A 13395-nucleotide genomic window follows, 5' to 3' on the forward strand; every position below is an offset into this window, starting at 1 on the left:
AGGCTCGGACCGTCCCGACGGTCCGGCGGGCGGGTGGACGCGTTCACCCCGCGGACTCGTCCAGGGCGCGCAGTACGTCGGCCACCAGGTCCGCGGGGTCCTCCGCGCCGACGGACATGCGGATGAAGCCTTCCGGGACCGCGTCCCCGCCCCAGCGGCCGCGGCGCTCGGCCGTGGACCGCACCCCGCCGAAGCTCGTCGCGTCCTCCACCAGGCGCAGAGCCGTGAGGAAACGCTCGGCACGCGCACGCGTGGGCAGCGTGAAGGAGACGACACAGCCGTACCCGCGCATCTGCCGTGAGGCGATCGCGTGCGCGGGGTCGTCGGAGAGGCCCGGATAGCGCAGTCCGGAGACCTCGGGACGCCGGCGCAGTGCCTCCGCGACGGCGAGGGCGGTGGCGTTCTGCCGGTCGACGCGCAGCTGCAGCGTGGCGATCGACCGGTGTGCGAGCCAGGCCTCCATGGGCCCGGAGATCGCGCCGACGATCTTGCGCCAGCGGCGTACGGCGGCCATCGCCTCGGCATCGCGGCCGGTGACATAGCCCAGCAGAACATCGCCGTGCCCGGTCAGCTGTTTGGTGCCGCTGGCAACCGAGAAGTCGGCGCCCAGCTCCAGCGGGCGCTGCCCCAGCGGCGTGGCGAGCGTGTTGTCGACGGCCACCAGGGCACCGCGCGCGTGCGCCGCCTCCGCCAGCCGCCGGATGTCGCACACGTCGAGTCCGGGATTGGAGGGGGACTCGATCCACAGCAGCCGCGCACCGTCGAGCAGCTCGAGCTGGGCGTCGCCGCCCGTCGGCGCGGTGCGGACCTCGATGCCGTAGTCCCGCAGCTGCGCGCCGACCAGCGGCAGCACCTGGTAGCCGTCGGACGGCAGTACGACCGCGTCCCCCGCGCGCAGTTGCGAGAACAGCACGGAGGAGATCGCCGCCATACCGGAGGCGAACACCAGCGTCTCGACGTCGTCCCGGCCGGGCGCCTCCAGCTCGCCGATGGCCCGCTCCAGCAGCGTCCAGGTCGGATTGTCGTCACGGCCGTACGCGTAGGGGCCCGTCACCTCGCCGGGCAGGTGGAAGTGGGCCGCGAACACCGGCCCGGGCAGGGTCGGCTCGTGCTTGACCGGCTCGGGCAGCCCGGCCCGGACCGCGCGCGTGCCCTCCCCGGTGCAGCCCTCGTCCCGCATGGCGCCCGTCATGCGGCCCGCCCGTCCAGCTCGGCCCGTACGGCTGCGAGCAGGCCGGTGCTCGCCGCCTCGACCATCTGCAGGCATTCCTCGAAGCCCTCCCGTCCCCCGTAGTACGGGTCCGGTACGTCGAGGTCGCCTCCCGCGGTGGGGTCGTAGGAGCGGAACAGGCGTATCTTGCGGGCGTCCTCCTCGGTGGGGGCGAGGCGGCGCAGGGCCTTGAGATGGCTGGTGTCCAGCGCGATCACAAGGTCGAGGCGGGCGAACCACGACGGCTGGAACCGGCGGGCGACGTGCTCGCCGGCGTAGCCGTACTCGTCCAGGACCGAGACGGTGCGCGGGTCGGCGGGCTCGCCCTCGTGCCAGCCGCCGGTACCGGCGCTGTCGACCGCCACCAGGTCCTCCAGTCCGGCTTCCGCCACCCGCGTGCGGAAGACGGATTCGGCCATCGGGGAGCGGCAGATGTTGCCGGTGCACACGAAGCAGACGCGGTAGGTCATGGCGCGGTCAGTCCTCGTCGGGCAGGACGATGTGCAGCGCCCAGGAGACGACGGAGATGATCAGGCCACCGAGGACGGCCGTCCAGAAGCCCTCCACGTGGAAGCTCAGGTCGAGCTTGTCGCACACCCAGGAGGTCAGCAGCAGCATCAGCGCGTTGACGACCAGGGTGATCAGGCCCAGGGTCAGGATGAAGAGCGGGAAGGTGAGGACCTTTACGATCGGCTTGACCAGGGAGTTCACCAGACCGAAGATCAGCGCGACGACTATCAGTGTGCCGGCCTTCTTGGCGGTGCTGTCACCCGTGAGGGTGATCTTGTCGAGCAGCCACACCGCGACCGCCAGGGCACCCGCATTGGCGATCGTCTTGACTACGAAATTCTTCATGTGTCTGATCGTGGCAGACCGGACGCGCGCCGGCCGGATGGGCGGCGAGCGGTGTGACGGCGAGCAGGGGACCGGCGAGTGGTGAGGCGAGGGCGGCAGCGGCGATGAAGGCTTTCCGGCTGGACGAACTGGAGGCGGAACGGGCCGCCAACGAGGGTGCCTACCTGCAGTTCCTGCGCGAGCGGAACATGTCGGTCGGTCTGTACGCCCTGAACGCGGGCGAGCACGACCCGCAGAAGCCGCACAACCAGGACGAGGTGTACTTCGTGGTCAGCGGCCGGGCCTCGATCACGGTCGGTCTGGAGACGACCCAGGTGGCGCGGGGCAGCGTCGTCTACGTGCCCGCCGGGGTCGCGCACAAGTTCCACCACATCAGCGAGGACCTCAGGGTGCTCGTCGTGTTCTCTCCGCCGGAGGCGTGAGGGCGGGCCCCGGGCATCCCTAGGGGACGGGTCAGGGGAGGACAAGGGATGCGAGGCCCCCGCCGGCCCCCTGCGCGGCCCTAGCATCGAGTGCGAACAGACAAGACGCACGAGACGCAAAGGACAAGGGCGATGCGAGAGATCTTCGCGGGGCTGCCGTGGTGGGTGAAGTGGGTCGCGGTGCCGGTCATCGCCCTGGTCGTCTTCGGGGGCCTGATAGCGACCGTGGTCGGGTTCGTGATCGGTCTGCTCTTCAAGGTGCTGGTCTTCGTCGCCCTGGTCGGCGGACTGATCTACGTCGTGCGCAAGTTCATGGGGAACTCCGCGTCGCGCAGCGACTGGTGAGGCATCAGGGGGCCGGTGACCCGTGACGGGAGCACCGGTTCCCTCGGGGGAGGGAAGTTTTCCAGGGAGCCGTCTGCACGCGGTGGCCGGCGGTTAGAGTCCGGAACTCCCCGCGGGGTCAGGCCCCGTGGGGCGCAGTCCCCCCTCCGTGCTCTTTCCCCGCACGGGCTGCCCCTCGCCCTTCGGGAGTGACCCTTGGCCACGGTTGACACCGCACCGGCAGAACTCCGCCTCCCCCCCGCCCCGCCGCCCCCGTGCGCGGCTCCTCTCCAGCGACCGGCCGTCCGGCCCGTCCCTGGCGGGCCACGTGCGGCGGACCTGCCCGACCCGCCGCACGCGCCGGACCGAGTCCTTCCGGCTTCCTCCGTCGGCGTGCCGGAACCACCGGGTGCGACGGCATCCACCGCCACGCTCATCGGGTCCGTCCAGCGCGCCATGCGCCTGCTGGAGAGCGTTGCCGCGCATGCGTACGGCGCCCCCGCCAAACAGCTCGCCCGTGAGACCGGCCTCGCGCTGCCGACGACGTACCACCTGCTGCGCACCCTGGTGCACGAGGGCTATCTGCACCGGGAGAAGGGGCTGTTCTTCCTCGGGGAGGCGGCCGAGCGGCTGGGCCGCAGCGGAGCGCAGCAGAAACGTCGCAGCATGGTGGCGGACACGCTCGCGCATTGGCGCGATTCCATCGGTGTGCCGGTGTACTACGCGATGTACCGGGACGGGGAGATCGAGGTCATGTGCGTCTCCGACTCCCGTGACGCGCCCGCGGTCGAGGAGTGGGCGGACTTCCGTGAGACCGGCCACGCGCACGCGATCGGGCAGTGCCTGCTCTCCCAGCTGGACGAGGACGCGCGGCGTGACCACCTCGCCCGGTATCCCGCCCAGCCCCTCACCCCGTACACCGTGCGGGACAACGACGCCCTCCTGCGGCGGCTGGCGAGGATGCGGCGCATGGAACCGGTGGTGGAGCGCCAGGAGTACGCCGTCGGGACGGTCTGCGCGGCGGTGCCGATCACGGTCGGCACCACGGCCGCCACCATGGCCATCTCCCTCCCCGCCCACCAGGCCGACCGGCTGCTGCCCGCCGCCCACCGGCTGCAGGCCGAGATCGGGCGGCATCTGGGGTCTCTCACGCTCTCTATCAGTATCTGAAAACTTACTCCTTGTGATCTGTCGTGTACGTTCAGCTAGATTTGACCACGGTCAGAAGGATTGATCCCGGCCAGTCGACGTCATATGACGGGGTAACCGATGCGCGAGTCCGTACAGGCAGAAGTCATGATGAGCTTTCTCGTGTCGGAGGAGCTCTCCTTCCGCATCCCGGTGGAGTTGCGCTACGAGACCGATGATCCGTATGCCGTGCGGCTCACCTTCCATCTGCCCGGTGATGCGCCGGTGACCTGGGCGTTCGGGCGGGAGTTGCTGATCGACGGGGTCGGCCGACCGTGTGGCGAGGGGGATGTGCACATCGCCCCCGCCGATGCGGAGGTGCTGGGCGAGGTGCTGATCCGGCTTCAGGTCGGCAGCGACCGGGCGCTGTTCCGTTCGTCCGCGCCACCGCTCGTTGCCTTCCTCGACCGGACGGACAAGCTCGTGCCGCTCGGCCAGGAAGGTGCGCTCGCCGACTTCGACGCTCATCTGGACGAGGCCCTGGACCGCATCCTGGCCGAGGAACAGAGCGCCGGCTGAAGCGTTACGGCACGAGTGCGGGACGCTCGGTCGTGCAGCGTGGACGTGTGCAGGAACGCTTCTTCAGCGGGGCTCCACCCTGCTTCCCCTCTCCGGGCCGCACCCGGCTCACCGCTTCCGACGCCGGCCCCGGCCGCCGCGCGCCGCGGCCGGCTGAGCCCCGGAAGGTGACGCGGCAGCCGGGGCGGGCCGGTCGGCCGAGACGACCAGCGCGGCCAGCGCGGTGGTGACCGGGACCGAGGCGACCAGACCGATCGAGCCGATCAGCGTGCGCACGATCTCCTCGGCCACCAGCTCGCTGTTGGCCACGGTCCCGACGCTGCTCTGCGCGATCGAGAACAGCAGCAGCAACGGCAGTGCGGCACCGGCGTAGGCGAGCACGAGGGTGTTGACGACGGAGGCGATGTGATCGCGGCCGATGCGGATGCCCGCCCGGTACAGCCCGCGCCAGCCCATCGAGGGGTTGGCCTCGTGCAGCTCCCACACGGCCGACGTCTGGGTCACCGTCACGTCGTCCAGCACGCCGAGCGAACCGATGATGACGCCGGCCAGCAGCAGACCGCTCATGTCGATCGACGGATACAGGCCGTGGATGAGGCCGGTGTTGTCGTCCGTGTTGCCGGTGAGCGCGGCCCAGCCGATGAAGAGCGAGCCGAGCACGCCGATCAGCGACAGGGAGATCAGGGTGCCGAGCACCGCCACCGATGTCCGGGCCGACAGGCCGTGGCACAGGTACAGGGCGATCAGCATGATGGCGCTCGACCCGACCACGGCTACCAGCAGCGGGTTCGAACCCTGCAGGATCGCGGGCAGGATGAACAGGGTCAGTACCAGGAAGCTGACGGCCAGGGCGACCAGTGCCATGAGGCCGCGCAGCCGGCCCACCACGACGACGGCGACGGCGAAGATCCCTGCGAGCAGCATCATGGGGAACAAGCGGTTCACATCGGTCACCGCGTACTGGAGGTCCTTCGGAGCGGAGGGCTCGTAGGCGACCACGACCTTCTCGCCCTGCTCCAGCTGCCGTGACTGGTCCGGCTGCACGATCTCGGTGAACGTACGGCCCTTGTCCTTGCCGGTGTCGACCCGGATGGTCGCCTTCTTGCAGGTCCCGTCGGCCTGCTGCTGCGCCGAACTGCCCTCCGCGGTGGAGGTGTCACCGGTCGGGGTGGCACCGGAGGCGTTCACCGACTTGCAGTCGACCTCGACGACCCGGGTGACCGTGGCCTGCTGGGTCTGCCGGTCGAAGCCCACGCCGGTGCGCTTGTGGGAGGGCGCTCCTCCGGGCCAGAGCACCACGAGGCCGACCAGGACCGCCGCGGTGAAGGGGATCAGCACCGCCGCGATGACCTTGCGCAGATGCTGGGACACCGGAGCGGCCGGGCCGTGGCTGTGGCTGTGCGCGTGGCCTTGGTGGCCGTGACCCGCGGGCCCGTGGTGCCCGGGGCCGTCACCGCCGGTGCCCGAGCCGGCACCCGAGTCCCCGTGGAGCGGGGCAGAGCCGTTTCCCGGACCGGTACCACGGCCGCCGTCAGGGGCTCCGTGGCCGGGTCCGAAGGCCTGTCCCGAGCCGTCTCGGCGATGCGGCTCCGGCGGCTGGTAGGGGTACTGCTCCATCCTGGTCACCACCCGATCATCGCAAGAACCGTGGGGGCCCACTGTTCACCGCGCCACACATGACGCTAGCGTGGAGGCACCTTTGCACACGCGGGAGCTCGGAGCACCGGGCTGAGAGGGCGCTGACCTCCGTAGACACGATGTTTCACGTGGAACGAACGCAGTTCCACGGAGATGTCGGCAGACGGACACCGCTGCGTCGACCGCCGAACCTGTTACCGGGTAATGCCGGCGTAGGGAGTAGGTCTCATGACCAACAAGGACGCACGCACGCCTGCCTCTGTTCAGGACGACAAGTCCCAGGAGGCCGGGAAGTCCATCGGCTGGCACAAGGCGTACGTCGAGGGTTCGCGCCCCGACCTGCGCGTGCCGGTCCGCCAGGTGCACCTCACCAACGGGCAGTCGGTCACGTTGTACGACACGTCAGGCCCGTACACCGATCCCCTGCTGGACACGGATGTCCGCAGGGGCCTGCCGCCGCTGCGGGAAAACTGGATCGTCGCCCGCGGGGACACGGAGGAGTACGCGGGCCGTCCGGTCCGTCCCGAGGACGACGGGATCAAGCACACCGCGCCGCGTGGCGGGCTGCGGAACCTGGACGCGGTCTTCCCCGGGCGCCCGCGTCAGCCGCGCCGGGGCCGCAACGGCGAGGCGGTGACCCAGCTCGCGTACGCGCGGCGGGGCGAGATAACGCCGGAGATGGAGTTCGTGGCCATCAGGGAGAACGTTTCTCCAGAGGTGGTCCGCGAGGAGATCGCGGCAGGCCGGGCCGTGCTGCCGGCCAATGTGAACCACCCGGAGATCGAACCGATGATCATCGGCAAGCGGTTCCTGGTGAAGGTCAACGCCAACATCGGCAACTCCGCGGTGACGTCCTCCATCGAGGAGGAGGTCGAGAAGATGACGTGGGCGACCCGCTGGGGCGCCGACACGGTCATGGACCTGTCCACCGGCCGCAACATCCACACCACCCGCGAGTGGGTGCTGCGCAACTCCCCCGTGCCCATCGGCACGGTGCCGCTCTACCAGGCACTGGAGAAGGTCGACGGCAAGGCCGAGGAACTGACCTGGGAGATCTACAAGGACACGGTCATCGAGCAGGCCGAGCAGGGTGTGGACTACATGACCGTCCACGCGGGTGTCCGGCTCCCCTACGTCCCGCTCACCGCCAACCGCAAGACCGGCATCGTCTCGCGCGGCGGGTCGATCATGGCCGCGTGGTGCCTGGCGCACCACAAGGAGTCGTTCCTCTACGAGAACTTCGAGGAGCTCTGCGAGATCCTCGCCGCCTACGACGTCACGTACTCGCTGGGCGACGGTCTGAGGCCCGGCTCGATCGCCGACGCCAACGACGAGGCGCAGTTCGCCGAGTTGAAGACGCTCGGGGAACTCAACCGGATCGCCAGGCGTTTCCATGTACAGACGATGATCGAGGGCCCCGGTCACGTCCCGATGCACAAGATCAAGGAGAACATCGACCTTCAGCAGGAGATCTGTGATGAAGCTCCGTTCTATACGCTCGGCCCGCTGACCACGGACGTCGCGCCGGCGTACGACCACATCACCTCCGGCATCGGTGCCGCGATGATCGCCTGGTGGGGCACGGCGATGCTCTGCTACGTCACGCCCAAGGAGCACCTGGGCCTGCCCAACCGGGACGACGTGAAGACCGGCGTCATCACTTACAAGATCGCCGCGCACGCGGCCGACCTCGCCAAGGGACACCCGGGCGCGCAGGAGTGGGACGACGCCCTGTCGGACGCGCGCTTCGAGTTCCGGTGGGAGGACCAGTTCAACCTCGCCCTCGACCCGGAGACGGCACGGGAGTTCCACGACGAGACGCTGCCGGCCGAGCCCGCCAAGACGGCCCACTTCTGCTCCATGTGCGGCCCGAAGTTCTGCAGCATGAAGATTTCGCAGGACATCCGGCGGGAGCACGGCGGCAGCCGGGGCGAGATCGAGGAGGGCATGGCCCAGAAGTCCAAGGAGTTCGCGGCCGCCGGCAACCGCGTCTATCTGCCGATCGCCGACTGAGACGGTCGCCGACCGGCGCGCGGTGGACTCGCCGCACCGGACGGCCCGCAGCGGGCGGCTGGTGCGGCGCGGGGCGGTGGGTCCGCGGCCGGCCGGGTGGTGGTACCACGCCGCTCGGCCCGCCGGACACCCTCACGCCGTGGCGGCCGGCCCACGCCCCGCGGTGGACGCCGGGCCGGGCCCTGTGCGGCGTGAGGCCGGGCTAGTCGGGCTGGTGCTCCGGACCGCCGAAGTCCGGGCTCGTGTAGTCGGGACTGGTGTAGCTCGGGCGACCGGTGCCGGCGTCGGGGCTGCTGAAGCCGGGGCGGCCGTAGCCCAGGCGCGGTATGCGGCCGGTCGGTGAGGGTGGGGCCGTGTGGGGGACGGCGGCCGGGCCGGGACCGGCCAGCGCCTCCTGGAGGAAGGGCAGGATGCCGCGCTGCAGCAGGGCGTCCCGCCATGCCTCTCGTGCCCTGGCCAGCTCTTCGTGCGCCGCGTCCTGGGCCCGGGCGTCCGCCGGGGTGCTGTTGCGCAGCGCGGTGAGCACCAGCCCGACGGCGGCGACGAGGATCGCTGCCGCCGTCATGGCGCCGAACACCCAGCCGGTGGTGAGCATGGTCCGGGCGATGGTCTGCCCGGGGTCCAGCATCTTCAGGAGGTAACCGACGAGCAGGAACAGCACCGCGGCGGTTCCGGAGAGGATGGGTGCCAGGACGGCGATGACCGCGGTGGCGCCCGCGCCCGTGTTCTCGGCGGCCTCGCCGAGGGCGGTGGCGAGGCCCGTGACCTCCGAACCGGTCGGCCCGGCATCGGAGTTGTCGGCGGCCGGCGGGGCGAGCGGCGCCGGGTGGCGCAGTTGGTCGCGGACCTTGACGTAGTGCTGGTACTCGGCCGCCGCGGCTGCCGTGATCAGGGCGGCGGCGTCGAGCGCCATGGTGCGCAGTTGTTCGGGGTTGAGCCGCTGTCCGGCAGCGGCCGGTTCCGGTCGGTTCGGTGCGGAGCGCAGCGCCTCATCGAGGAGCCGCTCGAAGTCCTGTCGGTCCTCGCTCCTCAGGTGCTGCGGAACGCTTCTCATGTGCATCCCCCGATGCTCCGTAGGGCTTGGGGCTCGCACGCCGGCGAGCCGTCGGGCAGAAACGGAGGGGAGCCTGCTACGGATAAGCCGATGGTAGAGCCGTGACGGCGCACGGTGACAGGGGATTGCCGGAATTCGCGTCCCGGCCTGCGCGTACGCGACCGGGGGACGCCTGCCCCGAGAACGCTCAGATATCCAGCGGGAGTTGCTGGACCAGCAGTTTTCCGGCCATGGTCACTCCGCCGTCCATGGCGATGGCCAGACCGTCGGCGTAGATGTGCGGTCCCTCGACGACCGGGCCGGTGCCCTCCTCGCCGTCCTCGGAGCCGACCTCGCCGAGGAGGTAGGGGATGGGGCTGTGTCCGTGAACGACCCGGGTGCCGCCGTACGTATCGAGGAGGGAGCGCACGGCGTCCGCGCCGCCCTCGTCGCGGAAGGAGAAGCGCTTGGTGAACTTGCGGAAGAGGTCCCAGACCTCGTCGGCGTCGTTGCGGGTCAGCGTCTCGCGGACGGTGTCGTTGACCGCCTCGATGGAGTCGCCGTAGTCCAGGTAGGCGGTGGTGTCGGAGTGCAGGAGCAGATAGCCGTCGACCTCCTCGACGGCGTCGAGGCGGGCCATCCACTGGAGGTGGTGGTCCTGGAGGCGGTCCATGTCGGTCTTCTGGCCGCCGTTGAGCAGCCAGGCCGCCTGGAAGGTGGCGGTGCCCGCGCCGGAGTTGACGGGCGTGTCGCCGAACCGCTTGGCGCCGAGCAGCAGCAGCTCGTGGTTGCCCATGAGGGCCTTGCAGTAGCCGCCCGCCGCGGCCGCCTCGGCGGACAGGCGCATGACCAGGTCGATGACGCCGATGCCGTCCGGGCCGCGGTCGGTGAAGTCACCGAGGAACCACAGCCGGGTGGTGCCGGCGCACCACTGGCCGGAGGCGTCGATCAGGCCCTGCTCCTGCAGGGCGGTGACCAGCTCGTCCAGGTAGCCGTGGACGTCTCCGACGACGTAGAGCGGTCCGGGGCCGGCCGCGGGCTGCGGGGCCGGGGCCGCGGGGGCGGGCTCCACGGGGACCTGGAGGGTGTCGCCGCGGTTGATGACGGGCAGGTCGCGCTGGGTGGGGGTGTAGCCCTCGGGGTACGCCTCGTCGGCGGCCGGGACGGCGTCGCCGGGGTGGACGCCACGGACGTACGGACCGGTCTCGTGGACGTACGCGGGTACCCGGAAGTCGCGCAGCGTCGCCGTCCGCTCCGCCTCGGGTCCCTGACCGGCCCCCTGAGTCATCAGACCCCTCCACCATCGCGCCGCATCTGCACCGCTTCGGACTGCCTGGTCGCAGCGGTCCACGGTGTCGTGGGCCCATCATAGGAATGCGCGTCGCGCCGTGTGATGACCCAGGGGTGGGAATCCGAACAAGACTCCAGTTCACCGCGGCTTTCGCCCCGTTTGGGTGGGTGTTCGACCAGCTGTGGACCGGCCGGGTCCTCGGCCGGCCCGGCGCTACTTCTCGTCCGGTGTCCTCGGCGGGCTGACCGTCGTGCGCTGCGGCCGCCGCTGGGAGGACGTGCGCACGATCAGCTCCGTCGGTATCACCTGCTCGACCGGCTGCTCGGACTCGACGCCCTCGATGGCATCGATGAGGAGCTGGACGACCGCGGTGCCGATGCGCCGCGGTTTCAGGGAGAGCGTGGTGATCGGCGGCTCGGTGCTGGCGTAGACCGTCGATTCGCTGCAGCACACCAGCAGCAGGTCGTCGGGGACGCGCAGGCCGTAGCGGCGGGCGGCGGCGAGCAGGTCGGTGCCGTTGGGGTCGAACAGTCCGTAGACCGCGTCGGGACGGTCGGGGCGGGCGAGCAGCCGGTCGGCGGCGACGGCGCCCGCGCACGGATCGTGCGCGGGGTAGGCCTCGTAGACCGGGTCCTGTCCGACACGCTCGCACCAGCGCAGGTAGGCGGTGGTCGACAGGTGGGTGTACGTGTCCGTCGTCGTGCCCGTGAGCAGGCCGATGCGGCGGGCGCCGGCGGCGGCGAGGTGGTCGAGGATGCCGAGTACGGCGGCTTCGTGGTCGTTGTCGACCCAGGCGGTGACGGGCAGCGCGCCGGCCGGACGGCCGTCGGAGACGACCGGCAGGCCCTGCCGTACGAGCTCACCGACCACCGGGTCCTGGTCGGAGGGGTCGATGACGACCGTGCCGTCCAGGGCGACGTTGGACCAGACGTCATGGCGGGAGGTCGCGGGCAGGATCACCAGGGCGTAGCCGCGGGCGAGCGCGGCCGAGGTGGCGGCCCGGGCCATCTCGGCGAAGTACGCGAACTCCGTGAAGGTGAAAGGTTCATCCCCGTACGTCGTGACGGTCAGGCCGATCAGACCCGACTTGCCGGTACGGAGGGTACGGGCGGCGGCCGAGGGGCGGTACCCGAGCCGGTCGGCGACCTCGCGCACATGGCGCCGGGTGGCATCCGGGAGCCGGCCCTTGCCGTTGAGGGCGTCGGACACGGTCGTGATGGAGACCCCGGCGGCGGCGGCGACGTCTCTGATGCCCGCCCGACCCGGCCGACTGCCTCGACGTGAGGTTTCCGCGCGGCTCACCTGGTGCTTCCCTGCTGCTGTCATGGCGAGCCGATAGTAGGGCTCATGCGGTGGGGTAGTGCGGACGCATATGCACGCGTTGACAGGCACGTTTCTGCATGGTCATGAAGGGTCAACTCCCTGCGAAAGCAAGGTAGTTGACGGATCCAATAGTAAGACGTGTCTCGTCGACGCGTATGGGCCTGCCAAGTGCCCGAGGTATCGAAGAGGTCTCAACTCACCTTCACGGGGGACGCGCGCCAGGGCGCAAGCCACCGGCGCGTAGATATATGTACGGCGCGCCCCCCGAAACGTACGCCTTCATGCGGTGATGCCCCTGATGCCGGTGGGTGAGGCGGTGCACCGGCCCCTCGCGGAGGCGGTTGCCGCGTTCCCGTCCACCCGCACCTGTACGCAGTCGGGCCGAATCCTCATAAGGTGAGGAGTATTGGAAGCCGGCGGTGTCGACGGTCCGCCGGTGGTCGCGAGGAGGACTGCGGTGAGCGAGACGAGCCCCAAGCTGCGCGCCGAGCTGGAGGGTATCCCCACCTACAGGCCGGGCAAGCCGGCCGCGGCCGGCGGACCGGTCGCCTACAAGCTGTCCTCCAACGAGAATCCGTACCCGCCGCTGCCGGGTGTGCTGGAGAGCGTGACCACGGCGGCCTGCGACTTCAACCGCTACCCGGACATGGCCTGCACCGGGCTGATGAACGAGCTGTCGGATCGTTTCGGCGTCCCGCTCTCCCACCTGGCCACCGGCACCGGCTCGGTCGGGGTCGCCCAGCAGCTGATCCAGGCCACCAGCGGCCCGGGCGACGAGGTGATGTTCGCCTGGCGCTCCTTCGAGGCGTACCCGATCATCACGCGGATCAGCGGTGCCACCCCGGTGCAGGTGCCGCTGACTCCGGGTGATGTGCACGACCTGGACGCCATGGCGGACGCGATCACCGACCGGACGCGCCTGATTTTCGTCTGCAACCCCAACAACCCGACCGGCACGGTGGTGCGCCGGGCCGAGCTGGAGCGCTTCCTCGACCGGGTGCCCGGCGATGTGCTGGTGGTGCTGGACGAGGCGTACCGGGAGTTCATCCGTGACTCCGAGGTGCCCGACGGTGTCGAGCTGTACCGGGAGCGGCCCAACGTGTGTGTGCTGCGGACCTTCTCCAAGGCGTACGGGCTGGCCGGGCTGCGCGTCGGTTTCGCGATCGCCCATGAGCCGGTGGCGGCGGCGCTGCGCAAGACGGCGGTGCCGTTCGGGGTGAGCCAGCTCGCGCAGAACGCGGCGGTCGCCTCGCTGCGGGCCGAGGACGAGCTGCTGGGCCGGGTCGGCTCGCTGGTGTGCGAGCGTACGCGCGTGGTCGACGCGCTGCGGGCCCAGGGCTGGACGGTGCCGGAGACGCAGGCCAACTTCGTGTGGCTGCGGCTGGGGGAGCGCACGGTCGCGTTCGCACAGGCCTGCGAGGAGCACGGTGTGGTGATCCGGCCGTTCCCGGGCGAGGGTGTGCGGGTCACGGTCGGGGAGGCCGAGGCGAACGACATCTTCCTGAAGGTGGCGGAAGCGTTCCGCAAGGGGCTTTAGTTCGCGGGAGTTCTGCGGTGCCTGCGCTCTGGTGTGCCTGAA

The 13395-nt window shown here is 70.5% G+C and carries 13 protein-coding genes and 1 riboswitch; of the genes, 6 read left to right on the top strand and 7 right to left on the bottom strand.

From position 1 onward, the window contains the following. Window positions 1–43 precede the first annotated feature (43 nt). From ABZ576_RS30825 to ABZ576_RS30835, 3 genes are read right to left on the bottom strand one after another with little or no spacing between them, the layout of a single operon-like run. A complete protein-coding gene (locus tag ABZ576_RS30825) occupies window positions 44–1192 on the bottom strand; it encodes a cystathionine gamma-lyase (protein WP_360748118.1) in 1149 nt (382 codons plus the stop codon). Beyond that, window positions 1189–1680, bottom strand: coding sequence for a low molecular weight protein-tyrosine-phosphatase (locus ABZ576_RS30830; protein ID WP_360748121.1), 492 nt, complete (start codon window positions 1678–1680; stop codon window positions 1189–1191). Before ABZ576_RS30830 ends, ABZ576_RS30825 begins: the two co-directional genes overlap by 4 nt. 7 nt (window positions 1681–1687) lie before the next feature. After that, entirely contained in the window at window positions 1688–2065 is a 378-nt protein-coding gene (locus ABZ576_RS30835) for a phage holin family protein (protein ID WP_360748124.1), read from the bottom strand. A 104-nt stretch (window positions 2066–2169) separates the two neighbouring features. Between ABZ576_RS30835 and ABZ576_RS30840 the strand changes: the two genes are divergently transcribed. From ABZ576_RS30840 to ABZ576_RS30855, 4 genes are all read left to right on the top strand, one after another. Beyond that, window positions 2170–2487, top strand: coding sequence for a cupin domain-containing protein (locus ABZ576_RS30840; protein WP_100827154.1), 318 nt, complete (start codon window positions 2170–2172; stop codon window positions 2485–2487). A 132-nt stretch (window positions 2488–2619) separates the two neighbouring features. Beyond that, window positions 2620–2832 carry a DUF5326 family protein gene (locus tag ABZ576_RS30845; RefSeq protein WP_360748127.1) on the top strand — a complete coding sequence of 71 codons (213 nt, stop codon included), beginning with the start codon at window positions 2620–2622 and terminating at the stop codon, window positions 2830–2832. A gap of 372 nt (window positions 2833–3204) precedes the next feature. Beyond that, window positions 3205–3981 carry an IclR family transcriptional regulator C-terminal domain-containing protein gene (locus ABZ576_RS30850; RefSeq protein WP_360748130.1) on the top strand — a complete coding sequence of 259 codons (777 nt, stop codon included), beginning with the start codon at window positions 3205–3207 and terminating at the stop codon, window positions 3979–3981. Between the two features lie 99 nt (window positions 3982–4080). Next, entirely contained in the window at window positions 4081–4518 is a 438-nt protein-coding gene (locus ABZ576_RS30855; RefSeq protein WP_360748133.1) for an SsgA family sporulation/cell division regulator, read from the top strand. Window positions 4519–4626: 108 nt separating this feature from the next. Here the strand turns inward: ABZ576_RS30855 and ABZ576_RS30860 are convergent, their stop codons facing one another. Continuing rightward, window positions 4627–6144: a YibE/F family protein gene (locus tag ABZ576_RS30860; RefSeq protein WP_360748136.1), complete on the bottom strand. Its 1518-nt coding sequence runs from the start codon at window positions 6142–6144 to the stop codon at window positions 4627–4629. A 71-nt stretch (window positions 6145–6215) separates the two neighbouring features. Beyond that, a riboswitch (TPP riboswitch) is annotated at window positions 6216–6392 on the top strand. Here ABZ576_RS30860 and thiC point away from each other — a divergent pair. Continuing rightward, window positions 6385–8169, top strand: coding sequence for a phosphomethylpyrimidine synthase ThiC (gene thiC, locus ABZ576_RS30865; RefSeq protein ID WP_360748139.1), 1785 nt, complete (start codon window positions 6385–6387; stop codon window positions 8167–8169). Its footprint overlaps the riboswitch before it by 8 nt. Before the next feature lie 202 nt (window positions 8170–8371). On the opposite strand, the gene ABZ576_RS30870 is transcribed toward thiC, so the two are convergent. The 3 genes from ABZ576_RS30870 to ABZ576_RS30880 all read right to left on the bottom strand — a co-directional run bounded on the left by ABZ576_RS30870 (window position 8372) and on the right by ABZ576_RS30880 (window position 11819). Beyond that, window positions 8372–9229 carry a hypothetical protein gene (locus ABZ576_RS30870; protein ID WP_360748142.1) on the bottom strand — a complete coding sequence of 286 codons (858 nt, stop codon included), beginning with the start codon at window positions 9227–9229 and terminating at the stop codon, window positions 8372–8374. A gap of 181 nt (window positions 9230–9410) precedes the next feature. Beyond that, window positions 9411–10490 (bottom strand): metallophosphoesterase, encoded by a 1080-nt coding sequence (locus ABZ576_RS30875; protein ID WP_360748145.1) that lies wholly within the window; start codon window positions 10488–10490, stop codon window positions 9411–9413. A 216-nt stretch (window positions 10491–10706) separates the two neighbouring features. Next, window positions 10707–11819, bottom strand: coding sequence for a LacI family DNA-binding transcriptional regulator (locus ABZ576_RS30880; protein ID WP_360748148.1), 1113 nt, complete (start codon window positions 11817–11819; stop codon window positions 10707–10709). A gap of 454 nt (window positions 11820–12273) precedes the next feature. Between ABZ576_RS30880 and hisC the strand changes: the two genes are divergently transcribed. Continuing rightward, a complete protein-coding gene (gene hisC, locus ABZ576_RS30885) occupies window positions 12274–13353 on the top strand; it encodes a histidinol-phosphate transaminase (protein WP_360748151.1) in 1080 nt (359 codons plus the stop codon). Window positions 13354–13395 lie beyond the last annotated feature (42 nt).

Source organism: Streptomyces sp. NPDC013455, assembly GCF_040632975.1.
Taxonomy (GTDB): domain Bacteria; phylum Actinomycetota; class Actinomycetes; order Streptomycetales; family Streptomycetaceae; genus Streptomyces.

Excerpts from the sequence above, each read along its gene's own strand:
- thiC (WP_360748139.1), top strand. The coding sequence starts at position 6,385 with ATGACCAACAAGGACGCACGCACGCCTGCCTCTGTTCAGGACGACAAG.
- ABZ576_RS30880 (WP_360748148.1), bottom strand. The coding sequence starts at position 11,819 with ATGACAGCAGCAGGGAAGCACCAGGTGAGCCGCGCGGAAACCTCACGT.
- ABZ576_RS30855 (WP_360748133.1), top strand. The coding sequence starts at position 4,081 with ATGCGCGAGTCCGTACAGGCAGAAGTCATGATGAGCTTTCTCGTGTCG.
- ABZ576_RS30835 (WP_360748124.1), bottom strand. The coding sequence starts at position 2,065 with ATGAAGAATTTCGTAGTCAAGACGATCGCCAATGCGGGTGCCCTGGCG.
- ABZ576_RS30840 (WP_100827154.1), top strand. The coding sequence starts at position 2,170 with ATGAAGGCTTTCCGGCTGGACGAACTGGAGGCGGAACGGGCCGCCAAC.
- ABZ576_RS30875 (WP_360748145.1), bottom strand. The coding sequence starts at position 10,490 with ATGACTCAGGGGGCCGGTCAGGGACCCGAGGCGGAGCGGACGGCGACG.
- ABZ576_RS30825 (WP_360748118.1), bottom strand. The coding sequence starts at position 1,192 with ATGACGGGCGCCATGCGGGACGAGGGCTGCACCGGGGAGGGCACGCGC.
- ABZ576_RS30870 (WP_360748142.1), bottom strand. The coding sequence starts at position 9,229 with ATGCACATGAGAAGCGTTCCGCAGCACCTGAGGAGCGAGGACCGACAG.
- ABZ576_RS30830 (WP_360748121.1), bottom strand. The coding sequence starts at position 1,680 with ATGACCTACCGCGTCTGCTTCGTGTGCACCGGCAACATCTGCCGCTCC.
- ABZ576_RS30845 (WP_360748127.1), top strand. The coding sequence starts at position 2,620 with ATGCGAGAGATCTTCGCGGGGCTGCCGTGGTGGGTGAAGTGGGTCGCG.